Here is a 25460-nt window from a genome sequence, read left to right as displayed (position 1 = left end):
CACAGTTAGCGAGCTCATATAAAGCCTTTTCTCTGTCAAACTGGTTATATCCATTATTCGCCTGATTTGTTCCAATGGCGCTTAACTGTAGCTATTCCAAGGTGCAGATGAATTGCTGTTTTGCTTTGTGACATACCAAGAGATTTGCACCCTTGAACTTTGTGTGTTGTTGCCTTCGCTTGAGGGCGACCAAGCTTCTTACCTTCAAGTTTCGCTCTCGCTAGTCCTTCCTGCGTACGCTCTCTGATTCTATTTCTTTCGAATTCTGCGAATGCGGAAAACATTTGCAGCATAAGTTTACCTTCAGGTGAGCTTAGGTCTGCAACTGGTAAATCTAGGCAGATAATTCGGATTCCGTTTTTCGAGAGAAGTTCTATCGTTTGTTGTACATCTATATTATCTCGACCAAGGCGATCGAGTTTTAGTACGACTAACGTGTCGCCTATTTCCAGCTTGTGTTTGAGAAGATTAGAAAACTGCTCACGGTCAGTTGCTTTTGTACTGCCTGAGACTGTTTCGCTAATTACGCGAGAGTTAATTACATTGTGCCCAGCTTGACGTATAGCCAATATTTGATTGTCTGTAGTTTGTTCCGTGGTAGATACACGGCAGTATGCAAAAATTCGTCCTGTCATAGCTTTTCTAGTATCATAAATTCTAGTATCACTATAGCATTGGTATCATAAATGAAAAAGCTATTTTTGTGATACCGAATGGTCAGAATTTGCAGGGTATCGATAAACGGATGTTTTTTGATGCCACTTCAGTTAGAAAGGGTCGGCATCAGTGTAGTAATTATTCATTACCGTCAGAAAGTGGAGTTTCTGATTTGATATACCACTGTCATTATTTTCGTATTGGTTGGTTGAATGCGTATTGTTGCTATCTGTTGTTTCATCTTTGAGCATGCTAATAAACATTTGCTTTTCATAAGCCGCACTATCTGTGTAGATTCCATGAGTATCGATATAGTCATTAAATACATCTAGAACGGATTGTTTTGCGGCGGGCTTCTGTTGACAATATGAAGTGAGCCTCTTCAGTTGAGAGTTGTCCAGCATCGGGAACGTATATCTCCAATTTGCGTTTCTCTGCAAGTAATGAGTTAACACATCGCTATTAACATTGTTGACGCAGACAAATTGAACATTTTCTAACTGCAATAATTCCGATACGAGATATTTAAAAAAACCTTTACGTCGATAATCGGGGTGCAAATAAATCAACCCAATCGCAGGACAAGATCTCAGGATATTTTGCCATTCAGTGAAACTTTGCGCAGAGCGCTTCTTTTTTCTCAGTTTATAGATAGCGTTTGCAATAAGAGGAGGGAAGGTATTAGGTGCTCTGATTTCTAGCTCAAGAAAATCGAACTTAAGACAAAAAGCCTGTTCAGGATAAGTTTTGGACTCATTATAGAGCTTTGCGATTTCTTTAGCAGCGTCGCGGACAGCGTTCATTTTTAACCCCATATAATTACTAAACCTCAAACTATGAATGTTATAGTATGCATTCAGGATTTTGACAATATATTCTTTAAAATCAATTATTTAAGTTATAATAAGTACGATGGTTGGGGTGTGTGAGGAGGAGTTGTTTTCTAAGTGTCCCGCACTCTGGTAGTGCGACTAATTTAAATGATAGTTCAGCCTGACATTCTAAAATTTTTTAGTATTAAAATTTGTTAATCTTGATTTTGTTGAAGTTTAAATCTAAGTTTCAATTTAAATATGATTAAAAATGTGGTATAACTATTATAACGATCATAACAATTATAAATTTATATAACTTGTGTAAGGAGTGAATTTTCGCTCGGTGCTGAACTGTGGAAGTTCTTTTTTTCTTTACATCCAAAATCGTGCCACCAGTGGCAACATGACTGCCACTGGTGGCAACGTTAATGCCATAGATGGCAATAACGTACAAAACCGCCGCACTCAGTGAGTGCGATGAGTTAAGAGTACCGCACTCTTAGTGTGCTCTTAATATAATTAGATTGTTATAATCTTCCAAGTTAACAACACTATACGCAATGTGTTGTTCGAACATTTTTATCGAGAAAATTGAAGTTCACTATTGGTTAGCTTTGATATCGTAATTTTGCAAATTAGCTACCTATTAGTCACTTTTATTTTTTGCCTTGTTTGCTTTACGTCGGGCTGATTTTAAAAGTTCTTTTTTGGTTCTATCAAAGTGTTTGACTAGATTAAATGGCTGGATTTTGAGAAAACTCCATTCAAGCAAATCTATGTAAGGCTTGAGTGCACTTGGGTGAAATTCAGAGCCATAGCGATCGAATGTAATACTGCCGTGTTTGTGCCCGACAATACCTTGTGCAAAGCGTTCCTCAACATTACTATATTGCTTATACATATCGAGAACAGTGTGTCGAAAAGAATGAAACGTATATCCTGTATTTGCTTTCATACCTAGTTTAGTTTTATACGTTTCATTAAACCAACGGGATGCTTCCTTGCCGTAACCTTTTCCTTCATAAAAGGGTAGTCCCGTTGCAAATAATCTTCCCTCGCAAGATTCAACAAATTCAAGAAAACCTAACTCTATCAACTTGCTATGAATAGGAGTAATTCGTTCCGATGAGTCAGTTTTGAAGTCTTGTGATGGGTGGCATTCAGTAAAACTAATGCACCAAATACCATCAATTTGAACAATGTTTTCCCTAAATAGTTGAGCTAGCTCATTTTGTCTTGCGCCTGTGTAAAGAGCTAAAATTGGAAGCCAGTAGTGGAAACTATGCAACATATCATTGTGTGTAAATATTCGTGTAGAGAATATTTTAGTCAGCATGTCATTACTAAATGGATGCCTTACATCACTTTCTTTTTTACTTTCTTGCCTGCTTTGTGTCTTGATGCTTTCGAAATGATTGTGTTCGAGGTATTGATGTCGTACTGCCCACTTACAAAGGCTTGAAACTTTCTGCAAGTAGTCTTTAACTGTGGTTTTGCCGAGAGTTGTTAGAGGTGTTGATAACGCTTTGTTTTTTTTAATTGCCTCTAATAATGAGATTCCTTGAAACTCTTTTTTCTTATGGATATTTGAAGGCAATTCTAATAAAGAGTCCCTAATGAGTACCGCTTCTCTTCGATTGATACTACTGGCTGGTTTGTCATGCAATAGCTCAGAGACAGTATGAATTTTAGCTCTAGCTAGGTCTAGAGATCTCGGTTTTATCGAGAACTTCTTTTCTTCCTCATACTCTTCGAATAGCTCCTTTAACGACCTATCGTCTTTAACAGGTGTAGCATTAGGTATGACCTGAGCCGCTGGCTCAGAAGATAGCGATTTAGCTAGGTCGGGGTCTGGGTCAACTTTGAGCATAACTTTTTCTAACTGCTTTACCACGTTTTCACATGCTTGTTGGTCACTATTTTTTAGAGCAGATTGAGCATCTTTGGCATATTGAAATACTTGAATAAGTGCTTGCCTCGTTTGCCACGTTAGAGGGTCGATCGGAGATAATTCAAAATTAGATAAAGCCTCATTGGCTAGGTTAGTTGCTGATTTATCGGCACTAGTCAGATATTCAATCGGTGACATTAAACTATTGATATTACTCGCGCTCAAATTTTCATCTTTAGCTATCTCAGCAAGCATGTAAGACATATATTCCGTTGATAACTCACTCATAGGATCTACAGCGCACTCAATCTTCATTAGTGTAGAGCCCGTATGTGTCGCAATGAGTTTATTTGCGGCTTCAAGAGTAAGATACTGCTTTATAGTCATAATTCGTTCTTTTACTGCTGATTCTAATTTGAGGGCTTTAACATGGGCAGTCATTTTATCTGATGTATGAAGTGATTTTTTGATTTCGGTTCGATTGTCGAAAAAGCGGCGATACAAAAAAGGCACTTGATATCGAAAATACCAAGTGCCTGTCTTTTTTTGCGTTAAGTATTTCATTTTAGTACCTATTTCTAGTACCACATACTCAACTTTATCACTGTATACTTGTAAGTCTATGTTCTTACATACAAAGATTTTGATTTGGTGGAGCTGGCGGGAGTTGAACCCGCGTCCAAAAATCATTCATCATTGGTACTACATGCTTAGTCGATCTTTAATTTCACCAGCAACCTGCGAACCGACACGCTAGTTAAAGGCTAACCTGAATTATAATTCGCGCTTTTCCTCTCAGGTGGGAGAAGCCACGCTAGCTAGTTTGGGTTTGATCTCTTATTGGTCCCCGTCTTACGAGCGGAAGCTAGGGTAAGAGAGCTCTGAGCAGGTTATTAAGCTGCTAGTGCGTCGTTTTCGTCGTTTGCGACTATTTTTTTGCGGCTTTTAACGTGGCCAACCGCCCCACGGCATGCACCTCAGACTTCAAAATTCCTGTCGAATCCTAAATCAGCCCCAAGTGTTATTTGCATAGTACCAGAAAAGCTTAACCTGTCTAGCACTGTGCGTTTAAGTGCTTAAAATTAACGCAAATTACTCTTCATAATTCGTGCTTTATCTCTCGCCCAATCTTTTTCTTTCATATCAGTACGTTTATCGTGCAGCTTTTTACCTTTCGCTACGCCAACTTTAATCTTCGCCCAAGAGCGAGACCAGTAAAGTGCGGTTGCAACAAGTGTCATGCCTTCACGGTTAATACGACCGATAAGGTTGTCGAGTTCTTTTCTCGACATAAGGAGTTTACGGATACGTGTTGGGTTCGCCACGATATGAGTACTCGCCTGAGTCAGCGGAGTGATCGTCATACCACTGATGAATGCTTCGCCATCTCGGATGTACACGTAGCTTTCTGCGATATTGGTTTTGCCTTCACGTAGGGATTTTACTTCCCAGCCTTGTAGCTCAAGCCCCGCTTCTATCTCATCATCGATGAAATATTCGTGGCGAGCTTTCTTATTAAGCGCAATGGTATTACTACCGGCTTTTGATTTTGATTTATTCTTTGCCATAATGGCCTCATTATACGGATTGCGCCCTAGTTGGGGAATCCTTTTTATTTGCGCTCTGGCCCAATACAATTAAAATTGCAGTTTGTGTTAATGTAACGCTGTCTTTAACAGGAGTCTATATGCCAAAGGTTACTCGTTCAGCATTAGTGTCGTTTAGTGCCGACCAGATGTTCAGCTTGGTCAATGATGTTGCTCGTTATCACGAGTTTTTGCCAGGGTGTTCTGGTTCACGTGTGATCGAATCTTCAGATTCAACTATGGTGGCTTCGGTTGATGTCTCTAAAGCGGGTATCAGCAAAACATTTACCACATCGAACCGTTTAGCGGATGGTGCTGAGATCTTGATGGAGCTGGTGGACGGCCCGTTCAAGAAGCTGCAGGGTGGTTGGTACTTTACTCCGCTTGATGAGCAAGCTTGTAAGGTTGAACTTAAGCTAGAGTTTGAGTTCTCTAGCCGAATGATTGAAATGGCATTTGGTAAGATTTTCAATGAGCTGACGAGCAATATGGTCAGTGCTTTTACTCAACGAGCGAAACAGGTTTACTAAGCCATGACTATTGAATCAGATATGATCCACGTAGAAGTTGTGTTTGCGCTTCCGCACGAGCAACGTGTGTTTACCTTGGTGGTGAACAAGAACGCGACCGTTGAAGAGATCATCGCACAGTCTGGTGTTTTGGAACTGTATCCAGAAATCGACTTAGCGAAAAACAAGGTTGGTGTGTTTAGCCGTAACGTTAAGCTCGATGCGACGGTTCGCGATAAAGATCGTATCGAAATCTACCGAGCACTGTTAGCCGATCCAAAAGAGATTCGCCGTAAGCGTGCTGAACAAGCAAAAGCGGCTGCTGCTAAATCGTAATACCAAACAAGTTTAACTAAGAAGAGAGCTCGCTATGTTGGCGAGCTTTTTTGTGCTTGTGGGTTAGACAACGCACTTAATTTGTTAGCGGATATTAAAAAGCCTGCTCGTGAGCAGGCTTTTGCGATCTATTTTTGTCTACTAGTAGCTTTGTCAGCTGAGAGCTTTGTTGACTGGAAAGCTAGCGAAGGCTTTCGAAGAACTCATCACTGGCTTCAAAATCACCATTGATCGTTACTAGAGTGCCCGTAGCATCAAAGTTTACGACAAGGTTTTTCTGAATAGGGTCGTTGTGACCTTTCTGATGGTGGTAAATGTAGTACCACGTATCTGGGTAGCCATTTTCGATAAGCATAGGTGAGCCCATAACGTAACGAACTTGTGTTTTTGTCATGCCAAACTTGAGCTGGTCGACAGCTTCTTGTTCAACATAGTTACCCTGATTGATGTCAATTCGATAAACCAACTTCTCTAATAGAGAGCAACCGGTCAACATTGTTAGTGCAAGTGGAACTGCAACTAACCACTTTTTAATTCGCATAGTTTGAGATCTTTCTTCGCTAAAATACTGCCTGATAATAAACAAGCTCCAGCAAGAAGTAAAAAGCTCCTTGCGCTTTGAGCTTGTTATGACTGGCAATTTTGAATTAAGTTGCAAAATTGCCAAGAATTTTCGGTAAATTATCAGAAAGTTGCTGAATATGTAACCTAAGCTGCGATTAATAACTCTTTTGCGTTGGCAAGCGTCGATTCGGTAATTTGGCTGCCACCAAGCAGTCGAGCAAGCTCTGAAACACGCTGTTGCTCATCAAGTGTGTGCATTTGAGTCTCTGTTTTGCCCGATTTCGTGTTCTTCGCTACAAACAGCTGTTGGTGACCGCAACCTGCCACTTGAGGTAAGTGAGTCACACACATCACCTGTGTAGATTCGCCCAGCTTGCGAAGCATTTTTCCGACAACCGCAGCGGTTGGTCCACTGATACCCACATCGACTTCATCGAAAATCAGGCTTGGTGTGTCCACTTTTTGCGCTGTGATTACTTGAATCGCTAGTGAGATTCGTGATAACTCACCACCAGAGGCCACTTTCGCAATCGGCTGCATTGGCTGGCCTGGGTTGGTCGAAACAATGAAGGTCACGTTATCCATACCCAATGGAGAAGGGTGTGTGTTGGTGTTGTTCACTTCAATGGCAAACTGCGCTTTTTCCATGCTCAGTTCGTGCATGCTTTGCGTGATCAGCTTGTTGAGCTCTTTTGCGTAACGAGTTCGAGATTTATGAAGCTTCTCTGATTTAGCAACGAACGATTGGTATTGGTTTTCTACCTCGTTTGCCAATTCTTCCAACTTTTCATCAGAGCAATCAAGCGCTTCAACTTGTTGTAATAAATCTTGATGGTGCTTATATAGCTCTTCTGGCAACACGTGGTGTTTACGAGACATTGACATCACTTTTGAGAAGCGTTCTTCAACGTAAGCCATACGACCGGGATCAACATCAATGCTATCTAGGTATGTTCTTAACTCGTTGTTGGTTTCTTCAATCTGAATAATGGCTTCAGAAAGCAAGTTCGGTAACTCGGCCAATCTTTCATCGAGCTCAGCTAACTGAATTAAGGAGTTATTGGCCGATTGCAGAATACCAAGCGCATTAACTTCTTCGCCTTCATAAATAAGCTCGATAGCTTGCTGACAGGTTGTGGCCAGTTCTCCGCTATTGGAGAGGCGCTTATGCTCTTGTTCGAGGTCTTCATATTCTTCCTCCCCAATAGACAGCTCATTTAACTCTTTGATTTGGTATTCAAGAAGTTGTTTTTGAGCTTGGTTTTGCTGGCTATTTTCACGTAACTCTTTTAAGTGGTTATCTGCTTGTCGCCACGCTTGGTAAGCATTACGTGTTGATTTCAATAGATTCAAGTGGCCTGCGTATTGATCAAGCATGGCCATTTGGTAATCGCTTTTCATCAACTGGTGATGCGCGTGTTGACCATGAATGTTGATCAATAGTTGCCCTAGCGATTTCAATTGTGAAAGAGGGACAGGGCTACCGTTGATGAATGCACGAGAACGACCTTCTTTTGAGATGGTTCTGCGCAGGATACACTCACTGCCATCAAGCAATTCGTTGTCTTCTAACCAGCGGGTAGCATGCAGATTGTTCTCAAGTAAAAAAGCGGCACTGACTTCGGTTTTTTCTTCACCTTGTCGAACCATTCCTGCATCGGATCTTCCTCCAAGGCACAAGCCTAAAGCATCGATAGCGATAGATTTACCCGCACCAGTTTCACCGGTGATTGTTGTCATGCCTTTAGAGAGTTCTAGCTGTAAAGACTTAACAATAGCGAAATTATTAACACTTAAATGAGCCAGCATTTTTATTTACCTGTATAACTGAACAATACTGTATATAAGCTCAGTATATACTGTTTCTTTATACAGTAAAGTCGGCAGGTTAAAATTTTTTGCGACAGCTCTCAGAATTAAGCTTGTCTGTAGATCACTGAAACCGCTATAGATTCCCAACTCGGTCGTTCCTTCCTCTTGGGAATGACGATGTGGTGGATTGGCGTAAAGACAGAGATGGTGGGCTTTTAATCGGTAATAAAAAAGGCTGACGAATGTCGTCAGCCTTTGAAATTTTCGGTTATTGCTAGAGCTGTTTAGTTAGAACAGCTTACTCGACCAACCTAGTTTGTTACGTAGAACGTGGTAGTAATTGTAGTCCTTAGGATGGATCAGTTTGAGTACATTTGGGCTTTGGTAAATGTGGATCTCATCGCCAGGGGAAACAGGCAGCGAGATTTGACCATCACAGCTCACTTCCTGAGTTCCGCGGTTATCAGGCGATACGATCAGCTTGATACGACGCTTGCCATCCACCACAAGTGGGCGACTTGAAAGGGTGTGTGGGAACATTGGTACTAGTGAGATCGCATTTAGGCTTGATGACAGGATAGGGCCGCCGCCAGAAAGCGAGTAAGCGGTAGAACCTGTTGGCGTAGAAACGATCAAGCCATCAGAACGCTGCGAGAAGGCAAAGCTGTCGTCGATATACACTTCAAACTCGATCATGTGTGCAACTTGACCTGGGTGAAGTACCGCTTCGTTTAGTGCTGCATTATGGCTTTTTATTTGGCCGTGACGGTGAATTTCCGTTTCAAGCAGGAAGCGTTCCTCTTCCATGAACTCGCCTTTGAGAACATCAGTAAGCGCACTCTGGAAGTTTTCAGGGTTGAGATCGGTTAGGAAACCAAGGTTGCCTCGGTTAACACCAATCACTGAAATGTCGAAACGTGACAAGATTCGAGCGGCACCGAGCATATTTCCGTCGCCGCCGACCACAATGGCGAGATCGGCGCGTTTACCTAATTCAATCAGGCTAGAAAAATGTTCTTTTGGGATGTCGTCTAAAATAGTGGCGAGTCTGTCATCAACAAACACTTGATAACCCTCAGCACTTAACCACTGATAGAGCTCTCTATGAGTCTGAATTGCTTGCTGATCTCGAGGTTTACCAATAATGGCGATGACTTCAAATGGCTTTTTCATAACGTTTCCAAACGAATTAGGCTTGAATCAAAATTCTTCATCCCCATAATAAAGGCAAGTTGAACGTCTATGCGAGTGTTTTATATCAATTTGGGGCGCAAACACGCCTGTCACTTGCATTGAAAACGAATTCTGGAGATATCATGAGCAACGAAGAAAACAAAGTAACCGAAGAAGAGCTAGATCAGATCATCGCTGAAGCTGAGAAAGTTGAAGAAGCTGAGCTGAATGAAGACGCTGCTGATGAGCAGGAAGCAAAAATCGCTCAACTGGAAGCTGCACTGCTTTCTAGCGAATCTAAAGTGAAAGAGCAACAAGATTCTGTTCTTCGCGCGAAAGCTGAAGTTGAAAACATGCGTCGCCGTAGCGAACAAGAAATTGATAAAGCGCGTAAATTCGCTTTGAACAAGTTTGCTGAAGGTCTACTTCCTGTAATCGACAACCTAGAGCGTGCAATGCAAGCGGCAGACGCTGAAAACGAAGTGGTTAAGCCACTGTTTGAAGGTGTTGAGCTAACGCACAAGACGTTCGTAGATACAGTTGCTAAGTTTGGTCTTAAAGAGATCAACCCTGAAGGTGAAGCGTTCAACCCTGAATTCCACCAAGCAATGTCTATCCAAGAAAGCCCAGATCATGAATCAAACACGGTTATGTTTGTGATGCAAAAAGGCTACGAACTAAACGGTCGTGTGGTTCGCCCAGCGATGGTTATGGTTGCTAAGTAATGACTTATTACGTTACCAACTGATTGACTGGCGCATTGACTGAATAAGTCGTGGCGGCAAAATAAATCACTGGTTTACGTGAAATGAAAAGAGAGGCATATGCCTCTCTTTTTTTATGTCTATAGCCTGAGAGTCCACGTAAATAAGCATCAAAACCGCATTAAGAATGTCGTTCTTTTTATTTCATTCAGATCAGCGATTTAGAGTTTTGTGTTATGAAACTGGTTGTTAATTAAGAAATGTTTTGATGTCACATTTGTAATATTTTTGTAAATAAACACTTTTAATTGTTATCTTTGTATGTAAAATCCACTGCCATATAGCGATTTTAGTCGCATATATAACTATAAAAGTAAAAATTTTAAACACAACAGACTGGAGAAGAACGATGGATAAATCGCTCTCAAGTAAGATTTTTGTAGGCTTGTTTGCCGGCCTACTTATTGGTACTGCTATTCAGTACCTATTCAGCGGTATTGCTATTTTTGACACTTACCTACTTGGTGCTGCGGAAGGCGCTGGTGGTATGTTCGTATCACTTATCAAGTTGCTGGTAGTGCCTCTTGTATATGTATCTATTGTTTGCGGTATCGTTGAACTAAAAGATATCCGTTCATTTGGTCGTCTTGGTGGTAAAACCTTTGGTCTTTACATTATTAACACCATCATCGCGATCTCTGCTGCTCTAACTATTGGTCTTATTTTCCAACCTGGTGCTGGTGCAAACCTAGCAGGTACGGTTTCTGAGACAATCGCGCTTACAACAACTGAAACACCAGACATCTTCTCTCTTGTTGTTAACATTGTTCCTAGCAACCCTGTAGAAGCGTTCGCAAGCGGCGATATGCTACAAATCATCTTCATGGCAATTTTGACAGGTCTTGCTATTCAAGCTCTTGATTCTCGTGGTGGCCCAGCTATCAAGACATTCAAGATGGCTAACGAAATCATGATGAAGCTTATCGGTCTAGTAATGAGCTTGGCGCCTTACGGTGTATTTGCTCTGATGATTCAGCTGGGCGCAACACTGGATGCAGACACGCTAATGTCAGTTGCTGGCTATGTGGCACTTGTGGTTGCAATGCTTGTGTTCTGGATTTTCTTCTTCTACCCAATGATGGTTGGTTCATTCACTGGTATTTCTCCAAAGCAGTTCCTACGTGCAACTCGTGAGCAAGTTCTATTCTCACTATCTACAGCAAGTTCGAATGCAACAATCCCAGTAACAATGCGTACTCTAACTGACAAACTAAACGTATCTAAGTCAGTAGCGGGTTTCGGTGTACCGCTAGGTGCAACAATGAACATGTCTGGTGTATCTATCTACATCGCACTAGCAACTATGTTCGTAGCAAACGCGTTTGGTCAGCCAATCAACACTGCTGATATCTTCACTCTTGGTCTAACTATCTTGCTACTGTCTATCGGTGCTGGTGGTGTTCCTGGTGGCGGTGTTGTGATGGTCGGTGTTCTATTGCACCAACTAGGTTTACCACCAGAAGGTCTAGCGATTGTTGCTGCTGTTGACCGTATCTGTGACATGTTCTGTACTTCTTCAAACGTAGTAGGTGATACAGCGGTGAACACTATCGTTGCTAAATCTGAAAACGAAATTGGCGTTGAAGCTAATGAAGAAGCTGAGCTACAGAAAGCAGAAGCTTAATTCAGAGACTCTTTCCGCTATAGATTTAATCTGAGCTGAAACCCTGAGTAGATAAACGGAGCCCAAGTGGCTCCGTTTTTTATTGGGTGAGAAGGTCACTTTATCTACTTTTACTCAACAAACGATAGTGCGGCCTTAATTGTTGTGTGAGGGAGCCTCTTTGAGAGCCCGTTTACAGAAACAAGACTTTGCTACAAGAAAGGATAGTCGAGGGTGAATAAACCCAGTTATGGGACTTATATAGGCGGTAATGATATGTATTCGTGCCTAATCATTCCTTTTATTAAAATAAATGTAAAAAAATCCATTTTCACCCTTGAAAAGGCTTCGTGAGCCCTTATCTATGGTGCATACGAAAGCAAATTACATTTGCACTTAAATTTTGTGTATTAGGGTTGAATCCCTGATTACCGCCCCCCACATATGTGGGTATAGCAAAAAACTAATATAGATTATATTTCGGAGATAGCCTGATGGGTCGAATCATTGGTATTGATTTAGGTACTACTAACTCTTGTGTTGCTGTTTTAGACGGCGACAAACCACGCGTACTAGAAAATGCTGAAGGCGAACGCACAACAGCATCGGTAATCGCATACACTGACGGCGAGACGCTAGTTGGTCAACCTGCGAAACGTCAAGCAGTTACTAACCCTCAAAACACGCTATACGCAATTAAGCGTCTAATCGGTCGTCGTTTTGAAGATGAAGAAGTTCAACGCGATATCGAAATCATGCCTTTTAACATTGTTAAAGCTGATAACGGTGATGCATGGGTTGAAGCGCAAGGCCAAAAAATGGCTGCTCCTCAAGTATCTGCTGAAGTTCTTAAGAAAATGAAGAAAACAGCTGAAGACTTCCTAGGCGAAGAAGTAACTGGCGCAGTTGTTACTGTTCCTGCTTACTTCAACGATGCTCAACGTCAAGCAACTAAAGATGCTGGCCGTATCGCAGGTCTAGATGTTAAACGTATCATCAACGAACCAACTGCTGCTGCTCTAGCTTACGGCCTAGACAAGCAAGGTGGTGATCGCACTATCGCTGTATACGACCTTGGTGGTGGTACATTCGATATCTCTATCATCGAAATCGATGAAGTAGAAGGCGAGAAAACTTTCGAAGTTCTTTCAACTAACGGTGACACTCACCTTGGTGGTGAAGATTTCGATAACCGCATGATCAACTACCTAGTAGATGAGTTCAAGAAAGAGCAAGGTATCGACCTTAAAGCTGATCCACTAGCAATGCAGCGTGTTAAAGAAGCAGCAGAAAAAGCGAAAATCGAGCTTTCTTCTACTACTCAAACTGACGTAAACCTACCTTACGTTACTGCTGATGCGACTGGTCCTAAGCACATGAACATCAAAGTGACTCGTGCGAAGCTTGAGTCTCTAGTTGAAGACCTAGTTCAACGTTCTCTTGAGCCACTAAAAGTAGCTCTAGCAGATGCTGACCTATCTGTAGGCGAAATCACTGACGTTATCCTAGTTGGTGGTCAAACTCGTATGCCTATGGTTCAAGCTAAAGTAACTGAATTCTTCGGTAAAGAGCCACGTAAAGACGTGAACCCTGATGAAGCTGTTGCAATGGGTGCTGCTGTTCAAGGTGGTGTACTAGCTGGTGACGTTAAAGACGTTCTACTACTAGACGTTACTCCTCTATCTTTCGGTATCGAAACGATGGGCGGCGTGATGACTAAGCTTATCGAGAAAAACACAACTATCCCTACTAAAGCGGATCAAGTGTTCTCTACAGCTGAAGACAACCAAAACGCAGTAACTATCCACGTTCTTCAAGGTGAGCGTAAGCAAGCGACTTACAACAAGTCTCTTGGTCAGTTCAACCTAGAAGGTATCCAACCAGCACCACGTGGCATGCCACAAATCGAAGTAACATTCGACCTAGATGCTGATGGTATCCTGAACGTATCTGCTAAAGATAAAGCAACAGGTAAAGAGCAGAAGATCACTATCCAAGCATCAGGCGGCCTGTCTGAGGAAGAGATCGAAGCAATGGTACAAGAAGCAGAAGCTAACAAAGAAGCGGACAAAAAGTTCGAAGAGCTAGTAACTGCACGTAACCAAGCTGACCAAATGATTCACGGCACTAAGAAGCAAGTAGAAGAAGCTGGTGAAGCGCTACCTGCAGACGAGAAAGCTAAAATCGAAGCGGCTATCACGGCACTAGAAGAAGTTAAGTCTGGTAACGACAAAGAAGCTATCGACGCTAAAGTTCAAGAACTTATGCAAGCAGCTCAGAAGCTAATGGAAATTGCTCAACAGAAAGCTCAAGCTGAACAAGCTGGTGCTGACGCTGGTGAACAACCTAAGCAAGACGACGATGTGGTAGACGCAGAGTTTGAAGAAGTTAAAGACGACAAAAAATAATTTCGTCACAGAGTAGCCTGATTTCGTTGTCGGAAGTGCTCACCTACTAGCGTAGGCTCCGCGCTTCCTCCTAGAACTCAAGCTATCTGCTTAGAAATTTGTCTCGAAGACTTATTAATACGGGCGTCAGAGGTAACTCTCACGCCCGTAAATTTGTATTTAGACTTGTCGATCTAGATAATAGCTTTATTCGGCGTTTCAGCCGGCAGAACTTTTATCTAGATTGATACACAGACTACTGAAGTGATCATTCGGTAGTAGCAATTATTTGGTGACCTAGAACATGTCAAAACGTGATTTTTACGAAGTATTAGGCGTAAGCCGCGATGCATCAGAGCGCGATATTAAAAAAGCGTACAAACGCTTAGCGATGAAATTCCACCCGGACCGTAATCAGGGTGATGACAGCGCAGCAGACAAATTTAAAGAAGTAAAAGTAGCGTACGAGATCTTAACCGATTCTCAAAAGAAAGCAGCTTACGACCAATACGGCCACGCAGCTTTTGAACAAGGTGGCATGGGTGGCGGCGGCGGTTACGGCGGCGGTGGCCAAGGTGACTTCGGCGATATCTTCGGTGATGTGTTTGGCGATATCTTTGGCGGCGGTCGTCGCGGTGGTGGTCAAGCGCGTGCACAACGTGGTTCTGATTTGCGTTACAACATGGAGCTTTCTCTAGAAGAAGCCGTTCGTGGTGTATCTAAAGAAATCGAAGTACCAACTCTTGTCGAGTGTGATATTTGTGACGGTAGCGGCGCGAAAGCGGGCTCTTCTGCACAAACATGTGGCACTTGTCATGGCCACGGCCAAGTACAAATGCGCCAAGGTTTCTTTGCGGTTCAACAGACTTGTCCTACTTGTAACGGTAAAGGCAAGATCATCAAAGACCCATGTAACTCATGTCATGGTCAAGGTCGCAAACAGAAGACGAAAACACTTAACGTTAAAATCCCTGCTGGTGTTGATACTGGCGATCGTATTCGTCTATCAGGCGAAGGCGAAGCGGGAGAGCAAGGCGCTCCAGCTGGCGACCTGTACGTACAAGTACACGTAAAAGAGCACAACATCTTTGAGCGTGACGGCAACAATCTTTACTGTGAAGTTCCAGTAAGCTTCTCTATGGCTGCTTTAGGCGGTGAAGTTGAAGTTCCAACACTGGATGGTCGTGTAAACCTTAAAGTGCCAGAAGAAACACAAACGGGCCGTATGTTCCGTATGCGTGGCAAAGGCGTGAAAGGCGTTCGTGGCGGCGGTGTAGGTGACCTAATCGTTAAACTAGTGGTTGAAACACCGGTTAAGCTAAGCTCTCGTCAGAAAGAATTACTGCGTGAATTCGAAGAGACATGTTGTGGTGAAGCGGCAAGCAAGCACAAGCCAAAGTCTGAAGGTTTCTTCAGCGGCGTGAAAAACTTCTTCGATGACCTAACTAAGTAGTTGATAGTGATTTGAAACTTTTAAAGCCTGCTAGTGTGCAGGCTTTTTTGTATCTGTAGATCAGAGAAAATAAGCTCAGAGAAGAAAGAGTCGAGATTTCTCAGATAAATTATCGAGCCCTTTGGTGGTTGTTCTTGTTACTTCCAACACGCTTCTGGCTCTGAAACACCCGAGTGGTGCAATTCCAACTTATCGGTATTCGAGTCTAAACATTCATCATTCACTTGCTGTGAAAGTGGTTCTGCTTGAATGGCATAAGTGGTACTACTCGCCGAAATCGCTAACGTGTATCGGCTGGTGTCGGTATTGCAAAACAAACATGTCCCTCCGGAAATAATATTCTCCGCTGCGGATGCATAGTTCCCAGTGTACAGCGTCTCCATTTCCAATTGTATCTTTGTTATATCAGCTATCGCGGTGACTCGGTGCGCTTTAATTACATGGCTCGTATAACTTGGATACGCAATGGCACCAAGTATCCCCACGATGGCGACAGCGATCAATAATTCGACCAATGTCATCCCTCTAATGCTTAAGTTGTTGTTGTTGCATATATTTCTTCGAATCATCGCGAGTAGTTTCCTTTAATATCTCTGCCTATTTTTCTCCGGTGGTAGCATCGGCGCAAGATTAAATACGGTTACGAACGGTATTACATAGGAATTTGGGAAATGACTCGCGGGTTTACTTTAATAGAGCTGTTAATCACGGTGTCGGTGTTATCGATACTGATAGCGACGGCTGCCCCGAGTTTTAGTTCAGTAACGCAAACTGTGAAGATGCAGCGATTGGCTGGCGAGTTGAATGGTTTTCTTATTCAGGCTAAGTCAGAGTCAGTAAAAAGGAATCAAGATCTTTGGGTTCATTTCTCGATGGAAAAGAATGAAGTGCAATCAACTGGAGATTGGACTATTTGGTTAAAACCGACCGAAGACTTGTCAGGAGAAACCTTACTGCAGTTGTCGGGTGAACCCTTTCGCGACCTTTCTTTTTCTCATAACTACACCGGAGACAGAATCACTTTTGAGAGCGTTCGTGGAAGGCCTTCTCGCGGGACTCTCTATCTGGCTCCTAATGCGGATTCAACCGATCGGGTTCTGATCAAATTATCCAGCCCGCCGGGGCGAATTAAGGTCTGTGGTGAGTCGAGTGCACAGTATGGCTATGATGCGTGTTAAATCGACAGCGGTAGCTCCTAGCAAGCAGCAAGGCACATCACTGATTGAATTAATGGTGGCCTCTGTGATTGGCGTGTTCGCTATTTCAATTATCGGGAGTGTTTTCATCACTGGGCAGAGAATTGCTAAAGATAAGGGCATTGAGTTACTACTGCTACAAAACCTCACCAGCACCATGCAGGTAATGAAAGAGGATATCCAACGAGCGGGATACGATGGCTCAAACGGCTACTCAATCAAGTTATCTGGTGCAACGGATACCATTCAAGTAAGCGGTGGTGTTGCCGTTGGTTTTGTTTACTTCCGAGAGGGATCGAGTGCAAGTAAAGATCATCGAAATATCGTTTACAGAAAAAATGGAACCAAACTGCAAATATGTGAAAAGGGCACCACTGTATCGGAGGCAATTCCTACATTTCATGAGGTCACTGGATGTTACTCACTTTTCGATGACAACCTCATTGATGTTGATGAGTTCAGCATTAATTCCCAAGTATTAGAGCTGAACTCTATCAAGAGCACATTTACTGACATTAGTATCACAGCCTCAATTCCAACCGCAGGTATTTCCAAATCGGTTTCGGTTTCCGTTAAACAAAGGAACTGGCAATGATGATATTTAGAAAGCAGCGTGGCGTGGTGACCTTGTTGGTGACATCGGTTCTTTTAGTTGGATCTTTAGTGGTGACGTTAGGCACTTACCGCAGTGTTTTCCATCAAATTAAAGTCGCTCAAAACGAGGTCGAGGGGCGTAAAGCCCATTGGTTAGCAGAAGGTGGTTTAGAGTGTGGTTTCACTTACATCGCCGAAAATGACCTGACTGCTATTCCCAATGACTTAATGGATCATTGTCAGCAATCGAAAGTCGTTACGTTGGAATCAGAAGCCCTCACACCGAATATATTGGTGTCGCGTTCAGAGTCTTTAGCGTTAAACAAAGAGATTAGCTTTGAAGATGCTTCGGGATTAGGAGTAATGCAAACCAATTCGAGTTTAGAATTTATTTCAGATCACAACATCGACATTAATCCCGATATTGCTCTTACCGCTGTTGATGGTATTAACGAGTGTGTCTCAGTTCGATTTCTAGATAGTGTCATCTATAAGAAAAAGGGAGGGGGACGTTTAAAGACCATTACTCCAGAATCACCTCCTTTTCCTACCTTTGAGTCTTGCCAACCAACCACTGATATTAGCATTGATGCAACCATCGATTCTGTTGGGGCACTGCCTTCAAACTCTTTTCAATCAGACTTCAAATTTGATCCGAACATCGATACGTTCTCTAATTACTTTGGAGTCCCTAAAACATCAGAGAATATTGACCAAATTAAGCTTGATTATCATGTTGTAGACCTTATTGATCGGACAGTATCTCCCCCTAAGCATATTGATTTGGTTGATGGTGAATATGAAGGAAACAAGTGTAGCAAAGCCATTAATGATGCCTTTTCAAGTGGGGAGAATAAGGTATGGGTTATAGGCGATTGCGTCGTTTATTCACCTGCGATTAATGTAGTTGAACCTGTCCCAGGGGGTATTACTCCACGCTCTCTGGTGATTCAAGATGGCATCGTTGCGAACGGTAACGCGAGCGTATTTGATGGGTCTTTTTATCATTTAAATGATATGGGCGTATTCGATAACCCTAACTCTCCCGACACTGATACCGACCTACTGAGTGGTTTGTGGGATAAAGTTCCAGATACAATTCCTATCGCTGGTTTAGTACAAAGCAACTCAGTTTATATTGGATTTGCTTCTTTTTTCCCGAAAGGCGGGATGTTTTTTGATTCCACTGGAGGACTATCGACAATTCAGGGTTCAATCAATTTGGATTATACCGGTGAATACAACCCTCATAGTGCTCCTTTGAAAGCGAAGTGGAAACGAGGCTCATGGAATGATTTATAGGAACTCAGGTTTTAGCTTGATAGAGGTTCTTATCTCTTTTCTGTTGATTGGCGTTGCTTCGTTAGGGCTGGTTAAATTGCAGGTGTATGCGGAGCAAAAATCGGACTTTGCGCTCCACAGTGTAGAGGCGTTACATTTTGCAGAAAGGCAGATGGAGTATTATCGAACTCGGGCGTCTAATGCGAGTGGGGCGGTAGGTTTAATTCCTTTTTCGGAACTAAATCAGGCGAGTCATTGTCTCAACACAGCAAGTTCAGACCCTTTATCTGGTTTGTCGGGTTCTGCCTATGCCATGACTTGTGAAGTGACTGATGCAAACGGTGCTTTGTCTAGTGCGTTAAAAAGCATTACTGTCACAATTGCATGGCAAGATCGTATGAACCACGCACAACGTATTTACCTCGAAACTATGCTCTCCAAATACAGTGAGTTTGATTGACCCTCAAGCAAACGTTTACTGCATGCCAAGGCTCATGCCACTCCTTTTACTGATAATTTTCACTCCTCGGACATTGTTTATGTGCTAGTTAAAACTCTGTATATGGAATGGTGTTTTTTGTGTTTTTATATTGTTGTGGTTGTATGGTATTTTTGCAAAATATGTCTCCATTTATGGAAAATTAGGTGGAATCTTGTGCTTTTTAACAACGACTTTAATAGAATATGCGCTGTACCAATAGGCCGTGGTCAAAACTTATATTAGGCCTAAACAAAACAACATCACATATGGAGTTACAATGAGTAACCAAGCCGTAAAAAAAGCACCATCGACTGACAAGATCAGTGGTATGGACCGCTTTCTAAACTTCATTGAACGCGCTGGCAACAAAATTCCAGATCCAGCAATCCTGTTCTTCTGGGCTCTAGTTATTGTATGGGTAGCATCTGCACTTTTATCGAATCTTTCATTCGACTTAATCAACCCTCAAACGGGTGCTGCTCTTGAAGTAAACAACCTACTAACTGGTGAAGCGCTTGCTAGCTTCCTAGCGAATATGGTTACCACGTTCACAGGCTTCGCACCTCTAGGCATCGTACTTGTTGCTATGCTAGGTGTAGGCGTTGCTGACTCTTCAGGCTTCATTACGACTGGCCTTAAGAAGATGCTTAACTTCACGCCAGCTAAGCTACTAACGCCAATGCTAATCCTCGTTGCTATCGTGTCTCACACAGCAGCAGATGCAGGTTACGTTCTAGTAATCCCTCTTGGCGGTATCATCTTCCACGCTGCGGGTCGTCACCCTCTTGCGGGGATTGCAGCAGCGTTTGCTGGTGTATCAGGTGGTTTCTCTGCAAACTTCATCCCTTCAGGTATTGACCCGCTACTAGCTGGTTTCACTCAAACAGCGGCAAACGTTCTTGACCCTGCATATGTGATCAACCCTCTAGCGAACATCTTCTTTACTGGTTTGTCTTCAATTCTAATTGTGGCAATTGGTTGGTACGTTACAGAGAAAATCATCGAGCCTCGTCTTGCTAATACGCCTGTAGATGAAGATGCAGAACAAGCACCTGATCTAGGTACGTTCACAGCCATTGAATCTAAAGCATTCAAATTCGCTGGTTGGGCAATGGTTGCCGGTATTGGTCTGCTTATCGCGGCTCTAATGCCTGAAAACTCAGCACTTCGTTCACCTGAAGGCGAACTAACGGCGTTCTCAGCACCAGTGATGAAGTCTATTGTTCCTCTGATCTTCATCCTGTTTATTATTCCGGGTATCGTCTACGGCCGTGTAGCGGGTACATTCAAGAATAGTAATGATGTTATCAAAGCAATGTCTGAGACGATGGCAACGATGGGCGCATACATTGTAATGTCGTTCTTCTGTGCTCAATTCCTATCTGCATTCGCTCAATCAAACATCGGTACTATGCTGGCACTTTACGGTGCTGAAGGCTTGAAAGCGATGGACCTTCCAGGTGAAGCAACGGTTGTTGGTATGATTCTACTAACGGCTGCAGTTAACCTTCTTGTTGGTTCTGCTTCAGCTAAGTGGGCACTGATTGGTCCTATCCTAGTTCCAATGCTAATGGTTGTGGGTATCTCTCCTGAGCTATCTCAAGCGGCTTACCGTGTAGGTGACTCAGTGTCTAACATCATCTCTCCACTAATGGTGTTCTTCCCACTGGTTGTTGTTTACTGTCAGCGCTACGTTAAGTCGACAGGTATCGGTACTCTAGCTTCTCTAATGATGCCATTCTCGATTGCTATGCTAATCGGTTGGTCTATCTTCTTGCTAGCTTACTGGGCTCTTGGTATCCCACTAGGTATCCAAGCACCTTACACTTACACAATGTAAGCGAAGTAAGAAAAGCAAAAGTAAGTAACATAAAAATCATCGAAGCCCGCACCGAAATGTGCGGGCTTTTTTTCGCTATTTTTTATATCCAAAACTTTCTATATCCAAAACTTTTTATATTCAAAATAAAGGCACTCAGCTTATACTCCGGATTACGGCTAATTGTTGGCCGGTAAATTTAGGAAATCCAAGCCACATGAAGATTCTGCTTTTAGTAGGGTTAATTGTTTTAAATGGTCTGTTTGCCATGTCAGAGATTGCATTGGTAGCAGCAAAAAATAGTCGGCTGAAACGCTTAGCCGAAAAACACCGTTCCGCTCAGATTGCTCTTGAGCTCAAAGAAAACCCAACCCGCTTCCTCTCGACTATTCAAATCGGTATCACAGTAATCGGCCTGCTCAGCGGTATTGTGGGCGAGGCAACGCTATCGGCTCCACTGGCCGTTCAACTTGAACTATGGGGACTCGATCCAACACAAGCGAATATCTTGTCTACTGCGGTTGTGGTGGTGGGTATTACTTATTTCGCCATCGTTGTCGGTGAGTTGGTACCAAAGCGTTTTGCTCAATCTCAAGCTGAAAACATTGCTGTGTTAGTCGCGCTGCCAATCTTCTGGTTATCTAAAATCGCGACGCCGTTTGTGTTTGCGCTGTCGGCTTCTACGGAAGGCATTCTCAAGTTGATGGGGCGAGGTGGTGACGAAGATAGCGTAACTGAAGATGATATCCATGCACTTGTGAAAGAGGGTTCTGAATCGGGTGTGATTGAACGCGGCGAACAAGAGATGATTCGTAATATCTTGCAGCTTGATGATCGCCTTGTGAGCTCTTTAATGACTCCGCGTCGAGACATCGATTTTCTGGATGTCGACCAACCAGTAGAGCAAATCTTAAAGAAACTACGTTCATCAAAGCACAGTGTGTTTCCATTGTGCCAAGATCACCTCAATAAAGTGGTGGGTACGGTGTCAGCCAAAGCCTTGCTGAATCAGGCCGGCAATCTAAGCATTCAAGTGATCATGGGGCTATCTCGCTCACCGATCTATGTTCCAGAATCGATGAAAGCTCTGCGTTTACTTGGCTACTTTAAAGAGTCGGGTACTGAGATGGCATTCATTGTCGACGAGTATGGCGATGTTCAAGGTCTTGTGACTCATTACGATATTCTTGAGGCGATTGCTGGCGAACTATCGAATAACCCGAACGATCTTTGGACTGAGCAAGTGGAAGACGGTTTGCTGGTGGATGGATTGATTCCGATCAGTGAACTGAAAAACCGTTTAGAGCTGTCGGATTCTGAGGGTGAAAGCGAGAGCTTCCAAACGTTGAATGGCCTTGTGACTTGGCTAATAGGACGATTACCTGATGCAGGCGAGGTTGTTCAATACCAACAGTGGCAGTTTGAAATTATCTCTGTTGAGAACAATCGCATTGTGAGCATCAAAGCGACGCCAATAGCCGATAGCATAGAAGACGCTAATAGCTAGCCGTTCGACCAACTAGCAAGCGGCAATCGTTCATTGTCTCTTGTTGTCTATTATCTCTTTATTGTTCATTATCACGAAGATTAGGTATGCTTCACCGCATACCTAATTTCGTTTTAATCCTTTGTTTTCTGGAGTTCCCTTTGTCAGACCATCAATTCACCCCTCAAGATGAAATCTTCATGCGACGCGCCATCGAGGTAGCTAAGCAAGCAGAGAGTGAGGGAGAGGTTCCTGTGGGTGCTATATTAGTGAAAGATGGGGAGATTATCTCTGAAGGGTGGAACCGTTCGATTGGCAGCCACGATGCAACGGCACACGCAGAAATTGAAACTCTGCGTAAAGCGGGTCAAACCTTAGAAAACTATCGCCTGCTCGATACCACTTTATACGTCACGCTCGAGCCTTGCCCAATGTGTGCAGGTGCTTTGCTACACAGCCGAGTAAAGCGCATTGTGTTTGGCGCTCCAGACTTAAAAGCGGGCGCTGCAGGTACAGTGTTGAATTTGTTTGAAAGTCAGGCCTCATACCACTATGCCGACGTTGAACATGGCTTGTTAGAGGAAGAGTGCCGTGAGCAATTACAATCGTTTTTCAAGCGTCGTAGAAAAGAGATAAAAGAGAAGCGCAAGCAAGAGCGTCTGTTGGAAGAGCAACGTCTAGAAGCTGACAAAGTAAGTAGCGATAAAAAGGTCAGTAATAAGAAATAGCAGCGAGCTTTGGGCACTCTCAATCTCAAGAGCGCCCGTGCCAAGTGATTTGGTTATCGTATTTACTCAGCAATCATCTGCATGAAAGCACGGTTGCGCCAAATGATCTTCTTCTTGTTATTTGAAAGCATACGCTTACGACGGTTTGCAGCAACGGTCTTATCAAGGCGCTTCGATTTCAGTTTCTTCATCATTTCAATGATTTCCTATTTGTCGTCTGACTTTTTAGTTTGGACTAACGATTTAATTATAGTGTTGTTCGTTTATTTGGCCTGTCGCGCGCTTGGCTTACCCAGAAGAGCAGTTCTAGCGAAAACTCAGCACTGAAGTGCAACAGAGCGTAATTTTGATTATGGTGTGCCGTTATAAAGTTCGATTGTTACTGCAATATGACACATCGATTTTCACGGCCTTTTGTCGAGCTAATTCTTTTACACAGTTATAAAAAGCACAATAAAAAAAGAGCAATGCTTAATGGCATTGCTCTTTTAGTATCTATTGCGAAGACTCTGAACTGCTTACTGTCGATTCGGCAGCGCTAATGCTTGATTCGGCACCAGAAGTCTCTAGAGGTGGGATGACGATCAACCCTTCAAGACTCTCTTCTTGTTCTTTATTACGCTTATTTACATGGCCGATGATGCTTTGGTAATAACGGCGAATGTTCTCAACGTAATTTCTAGCTTCATCACCACGGGCGTAGCCATAGCGAGTTTGGCTGTAGTACTTCTTCTGTCTTAACAGCGGCAATCTGTCTTTCACATCGCCCCAAGCATCAGGATCTCCACCTTGTGCCTTCGTGAGGCGACGCGCGTCCATCATGTGCCCGTAACCGACATTGTATGAAGCAAGAGCAAACCAGATCTTTTCATGTTGTGTGATTGAATCTGGTACTCGATTCACGATGCGGCGCAGGTATTCAACGCCACCTTGTACCGACTGTTTCGGGTCGAGACGGTTGGTCACACCAACGCTTTTCGCAGTAGGTAGTGTCAGCATCATCATGCCACGTACACCCGTTGGCGAGCGTGCGACAGGGTTCCAGTGTGACTCTTGGTATGCCAATGCAGCAATCAAGCGCCAGTCGAACTCTTGCGAATACTTCTGAAACAGTGGTGACCATTTTGGTAACTTGCTGTCCAGTGCGCGGATAAAGGCACGAGTATCAACGTAGTCAAAGGTACCGATATGACCGATGTATTTCTCTTCCAGTGAAGCCAGTTCACCAGATTGTTTTAGGTTACCGAAGAACTCAATCAGCAACGCATACAGACTTTCATCTTCCGATCTATTTAGGTACCAAGAGATAGGTTGGTCTTCTGTTAGCTCAAATGCCAAGGCAACGTCTGGATACAAACGCTGCGCCAGTGATAGCTCGATAGAGTCTGCCACGGTAAATAAACGTTCGCCTGTTGATACTTCTTTTAGCAGGTCATTGATGTCTGCATTGCCGACCGTGTCGTAGATGAAGTCATCGTGCGTTTTCTGAAGCAGTTTGAGTGTTGGTTCAAAGTGCGAGTCTTTCACCACGACCAAAGATGGCGATAGCGTGTCATTTGATACCGCAGCTTCTGATTCAGCTTGTGCTTTGACGAACTCAGCCTGACGCTCATTCTCAAAATTGATCAATTGCTCAAGGTTTCTTGGGCGCCATTGCCCCTTTTTGTACACGACCTGTTGGCTTACATAGTAATAAGCAGGCGCGGCGCGATAAGCGCGTGTCAGTTTGTTATTTTGCGTTAAGCCTGTTGCAATAAGGTCGATCTCGCCTTTCTTCAACGCAGGGAATAAGCCAGATAGGCGGTAAGCGGGTTTAACCTCAAGCTTTACACCAAGCTCCTGCGCAAACTCACGAGCTAACTCGTAATCCAAGCCAGCTGGGCCATCAGGACCAATGTAATAAGAGAGTTGGTTATTGAGGGTGCCGACACGAAGAACGCCGCGATCTCGTATCTGCTCAAGGACACTTTTAGGTTCAGATTCAATCTGGCATCCCGCGAGCCCAACCAGAGCGATAACGAGCAGAATGAATTTAGACGAAAAGATGAGCGTAAATTTAGGCATCAAAATGAAATCTCGAAAAGTGGAAGCCCCTTTATACCAAACCCCGCAAGGCTGGCAAAGCAGGTTTAATTAAACAGATGTAAAAGTGGTGATAAATGCAGCAAAAACACCATTTACGCAGAAAGATAAAAAAAATAACGCAAACGGTTGCTTTTGGTGTTACGTCACAAAAAGAAATGCTTTATAATGCGCTCGCATTGAAGAGGTGGAATCGGCATAGGTTTGGCAACCTTCGGGAATAGCTTCGAAGAAAACAGTTAG

At 43.2% G+C, this 25460-nt stretch carries 23 protein-coding genes and 1 other RNA gene; 13 read left to right on the top strand and 11 right to left on the bottom strand.

What is annotated here, in order from left to right; genetic code table 11:
* Nucleotides 1-53: 53 nt before the first annotated feature.
* The 5 genes from A142_RS12150 to smpB form a co-directional block, all read right to left on the bottom strand.
* Nucleotides 54-635 (bottom strand): recombinase family protein, encoded by a 582-nt coding sequence (locus tag A142_RS12150; RefSeq protein WP_019823936.1) that lies wholly within the window; start codon nt 633-635, stop codon nt 54-56.
* A gap of 132 nt (nt 636-767) precedes the next feature.
* Complete coding sequence (locus tag A142_RS12145; RefSeq protein ID WP_019823934.1) at nt 768-1460, bottom strand: N-acetyltransferase; 693 nt, start codon at nt 1458-1460, stop codon at nt 768-770.
* Nucleotides 1461-2118: 658 nt separating this feature from the next.
* Entirely contained in the window at nt 2119-3927 is a 1809-nt protein-coding gene (locus tag A142_RS12140; protein ID WP_032545500.1) for a site-specific integrase, read from the bottom strand.
* An 85-nt stretch (nt 3928-4012) separates the two neighbouring features.
* Nucleotides 4013-4379, bottom strand: a transfer-messenger RNA (tmRNA) gene (gene ssrA, locus A142_RS12135).
* Nucleotides 4380-4445: 66 nt separating this feature from the next.
* The gene (gene smpB / locus A142_RS12130; RefSeq protein WP_004735156.1) at nt 4446-4931 is read right to left on the bottom strand and encodes an SsrA-binding protein SmpB; all 486 of its coding nucleotides are present in this window, start codon (nt 4929-4931) and stop codon (nt 4446-4448) included.
* Between the two features lie 119 nt (nt 4932-5050).
* Here smpB and A142_RS12125 point away from each other — a divergent pair, with 119 nt between their 5' ends.
* A complete protein-coding gene (locus tag A142_RS12125) occupies nt 5051-5479 on the top strand; it encodes an SRPBCC family protein (protein WP_017106599.1) in 429 nt (142 codons plus the stop codon).
* A gap of 3 nt (nt 5480-5482) precedes the next feature.
* Complete coding sequence (locus A142_RS12120; RefSeq protein WP_004735158.1) at nt 5483-5794, top strand: RnfH family protein; 312 nt, start codon at nt 5483-5485, stop codon at nt 5792-5794.
* 181 nt (nt 5795-5975) lie between these two features.
* Here the strand turns inward: A142_RS12120 and bamE are convergent, their stop codons facing one another.
* The 3 genes from bamE to nadK form a co-directional block, all read right to left on the bottom strand.
* Nucleotides 5976-6335, bottom strand: a complete 360-nt coding sequence (bamE, locus tag A142_RS12115) for an outer membrane protein assembly factor BamE (RefSeq protein WP_009848326.1) — start codon at nt 6333-6335, stop codon at nt 5976-5978.
* A 167-nt stretch (nt 6336-6502) separates the two neighbouring features.
* Nucleotides 6503-8167, bottom strand: a complete 1665-nt coding sequence (recN, locus tag A142_RS12110; RefSeq protein ID WP_017059862.1) for a DNA repair protein RecN — start codon at nt 8165-8167, stop codon at nt 6503-6505.
* A 291-nt stretch (nt 8168-8458) separates the two neighbouring features.
* On the bottom strand, nt 8459-9343 hold the full coding sequence (gene nadK, locus A142_RS12105; protein ID WP_017066747.1) for an NAD(+) kinase: 885 nt from the start codon (nt 9341-9343) through the stop codon (nt 8459-8461).
* 143 nt (nt 9344-9486) lie between these two features.
* On the opposite strand from nadK, the gene grpE reads away from it, so the two are divergent.
* From grpE to dnaJ, 4 genes are all read left to right on the top strand, one after another.
* Nucleotides 9487-10068, top strand: a complete 582-nt coding sequence (gene grpE / locus A142_RS12100) for a nucleotide exchange factor GrpE (RefSeq protein WP_019823922.1) — start codon at nt 9487-9489, stop codon at nt 10066-10068.
* Nucleotides 10069-10456: 388 nt separating this feature from the next.
* Nucleotides 10457-11731, top strand: a complete 1275-nt coding sequence (locus tag A142_RS12095) for a dicarboxylate/amino acid:cation symporter (RefSeq protein WP_019823920.1) — start codon at nt 10457-10459, stop codon at nt 11729-11731.
* 473 nt (nt 11732-12204) lie between these two features.
* Nucleotides 12205-14118, top strand: a complete 1914-nt coding sequence (gene dnaK, locus A142_RS12090) for a molecular chaperone DnaK (protein ID WP_019823919.1) — start codon at nt 12205-12207, stop codon at nt 14116-14118.
* 283 nt (nt 14119-14401) lie between these two features.
* Nucleotides 14402-15550 (top strand): molecular chaperone DnaJ, encoded by a 1149-nt coding sequence (dnaJ, locus tag A142_RS12085; protein ID WP_019823917.1) that lies wholly within the window; start codon nt 14402-14404, stop codon nt 15548-15550.
* 137 nt (nt 15551-15687) lie between these two features.
* On the opposite strand, the gene A142_RS12080 is transcribed toward dnaJ, so the two are convergent.
* Nucleotides 15688-16119, bottom strand: coding sequence for a type IV pilin protein (locus A142_RS12080; RefSeq protein WP_019823914.1), 432 nt, complete (start codon nt 16117-16119; stop codon nt 15688-15690).
* 102 nt (nt 16120-16221) lie between these two features.
* Between A142_RS12080 and A142_RS12075 the strand changes: the two genes are divergently transcribed.
* From A142_RS12075 to tadA, 7 genes are all read left to right on the top strand, one after another.
* The gene (locus tag A142_RS12075; protein ID WP_019823913.1) at nt 16222-16728 is read left to right on the top strand and encodes a GspH/FimT family pseudopilin; all 507 of its coding nucleotides are present in this window, start codon (nt 16222-16224) and stop codon (nt 16726-16728) included.
* Nucleotides 16709-17341 carry a PilW family protein gene (locus A142_RS12070; RefSeq protein WP_020628677.1) on the top strand — a complete coding sequence of 211 codons (633 nt, stop codon included), beginning with the start codon at nt 16709-16711 and terminating at the stop codon, nt 17339-17341. Before A142_RS12075 ends, A142_RS12070 begins: the two co-directional genes overlap by 20 nt.
* A complete protein-coding gene (locus A142_RS12065; protein WP_019823909.1) occupies nt 17338-18642 on the top strand; it encodes a hypothetical protein in 1305 nt (434 codons plus the stop codon). The genes A142_RS12070 and A142_RS12065 overlap by 4 nt, the downstream gene beginning before the upstream one ends.
* Complete coding sequence (locus A142_RS12060) at nt 18632-19081, top strand: type IV pilus modification PilV family protein (RefSeq protein ID WP_019823907.1); 450 nt, start codon at nt 18632-18634, stop codon at nt 19079-19081. The genes A142_RS12065 and A142_RS12060 overlap by 11 nt, the downstream gene beginning before the upstream one ends.
* Before the next feature lie 298 nt (nt 19082-19379).
* Nucleotides 19380-20942, top strand: a complete 1563-nt coding sequence (locus A142_RS12055; RefSeq protein WP_019823905.1) for an AbgT family transporter — start codon at nt 19380-19382, stop codon at nt 20940-20942.
* Nucleotides 20943-21138: 196 nt separating this feature from the next.
* A complete protein-coding gene (locus A142_RS12050; protein ID WP_019823903.1) occupies nt 21139-22428 on the top strand; it encodes a hemolysin family protein in 1290 nt (429 codons plus the stop codon).
* An 86-nt stretch (nt 22429-22514) separates the two neighbouring features.
* Entirely contained in the window at nt 22515-23135 is a 621-nt protein-coding gene (gene tadA, locus A142_RS12045) for a tRNA adenosine(34) deaminase TadA (protein WP_019823902.1), read from the top strand.
* Between the two features lie 62 nt (nt 23136-23197).
* Here the strand turns inward: tadA and A142_RS25550 are convergent, their stop codons facing one another.
* Both A142_RS25550 and mltF read right to left on the bottom strand, forming a co-directional pair.
* Nucleotides 23198-23329, bottom strand: a complete 132-nt coding sequence (locus A142_RS25550) for a hypothetical protein (protein ID WP_017059878.1) — start codon at nt 23327-23329, stop codon at nt 23198-23200.
* A 301-nt stretch (nt 23330-23630) separates the two neighbouring features.
* Nucleotides 23631-25199: a membrane-bound lytic murein transglycosylase MltF gene (gene mltF / locus A142_RS12040; RefSeq protein WP_029405559.1), complete on the bottom strand. Its 1569-nt coding sequence runs from the start codon at nt 25197-25199 to the stop codon at nt 23631-23633.
* Between the last annotated feature and the right edge of the window lie 261 nt (nt 25200-25460).

This window comes from Vibrio splendidus 12E03, assembly GCF_000272105.2.
Taxonomy (GTDB): Bacteria; Pseudomonadota; Gammaproteobacteria; order Enterobacterales; family Vibrionaceae; genus Vibrio; species Vibrio splendidus_I.
This window is presented reverse-complemented; position numbering and strand designations above follow the sequence as displayed.

Bases quoted from the DNA above. Each gene is read 5' to 3' on its own strand.
- A142_RS12150 (WP_019823936.1), bottom strand. From the start codon at position 635: ATGACAGGACGAATTTTTGCATACTGCCGTGTATCTACCACGGAACAA.
- A142_RS12145 (WP_019823934.1), bottom strand. From the start codon at position 1,460: ATGAACGCTGTCCGCGACGCTGCTAAAGAAATCGCAAAGCTCTATAAT.
- A142_RS12140 (WP_032545500.1), bottom strand. From the start codon at position 3,927: ATGAAATACTTAACGCAAAAAAAGACAGGCACTTGGTATTTTCGATAT.
- smpB (WP_004735156.1), bottom strand. From the start codon at position 4,931: ATGGCAAAGAATAAATCAAAATCAAAAGCCGGTAGTAATACCATTGCG.
- A142_RS12125 (WP_017106599.1), top strand. From the start codon at position 5,051: ATGCCAAAGGTTACTCGTTCAGCATTAGTGTCGTTTAGTGCCGACCAG.
- A142_RS12120 (WP_004735158.1), top strand. From the start codon at position 5,483: ATGACTATTGAATCAGATATGATCCACGTAGAAGTTGTGTTTGCGCTT.
- bamE (WP_009848326.1), bottom strand. From the start codon at position 6,335: ATGCGAATTAAAAAGTGGTTAGTTGCAGTTCCACTTGCACTAACAATG.
- recN (WP_017059862.1), bottom strand. From the start codon at position 8,167: ATGCTGGCTCATTTAAGTGTTAATAATTTCGCTATTGTTAAGTCTTTA.
- nadK (WP_017066747.1), bottom strand. From the start codon at position 9,343: ATGAAAAAGCCATTTGAAGTCATCGCCATTATTGGTAAACCTCGAGAT.
- grpE (WP_019823922.1), top strand. From the start codon at position 9,487: ATGAGCAACGAAGAAAACAAAGTAACCGAAGAAGAGCTAGATCAGATC.
- A142_RS12095 (WP_019823920.1), top strand. From the start codon at position 10,457: ATGGATAAATCGCTCTCAAGTAAGATTTTTGTAGGCTTGTTTGCCGGC.
- dnaK (WP_019823919.1), top strand. From the start codon at position 12,205: ATGGGTCGAATCATTGGTATTGATTTAGGTACTACTAACTCTTGTGTT.
- dnaJ (WP_019823917.1), top strand. From the start codon at position 14,402: ATGTCAAAACGTGATTTTTACGAAGTATTAGGCGTAAGCCGCGATGCA.
- A142_RS12080 (WP_019823914.1), bottom strand. From the start codon at position 16,119: ATGATTCGAAGAAATATATGCAACAACAACAACTTAAGCATTAGAGGG.
- A142_RS12075 (WP_019823913.1), top strand. From the start codon at position 16,222: ATGACTCGCGGGTTTACTTTAATAGAGCTGTTAATCACGGTGTCGGTG.
- A142_RS12070 (WP_020628677.1), top strand. From the start codon at position 16,709: ATGGCTATGATGCGTGTTAAATCGACAGCGGTAGCTCCTAGCAAGCAG.
- A142_RS12065 (WP_019823909.1), top strand. From the start codon at position 17,338: ATGATGATATTTAGAAAGCAGCGTGGCGTGGTGACCTTGTTGGTGACA.
- A142_RS12060 (WP_019823907.1), top strand. From the start codon at position 18,632: ATGATTTATAGGAACTCAGGTTTTAGCTTGATAGAGGTTCTTATCTCT.
- A142_RS12055 (WP_019823905.1), top strand. From the start codon at position 19,380: ATGAGTAACCAAGCCGTAAAAAAAGCACCATCGACTGACAAGATCAGT.
- A142_RS12050 (WP_019823903.1), top strand. From the start codon at position 21,139: ATGAAGATTCTGCTTTTAGTAGGGTTAATTGTTTTAAATGGTCTGTTT.
- tadA (WP_019823902.1), top strand. From the start codon at position 22,515: ATGCTTCACCGCATACCTAATTTCGTTTTAATCCTTTGTTTTCTGGAG.
- A142_RS25550 (WP_017059878.1), bottom strand. From the start codon at position 23,329: ATGATGAAGAAACTGAAATCGAAGCGCCTTGATAAGACCGTTGCTGCA.
- mltF (WP_029405559.1), bottom strand. From the start codon at position 25,199: ATGCCTAAATTTACGCTCATCTTTTCGTCTAAATTCATTCTGCTCGTT.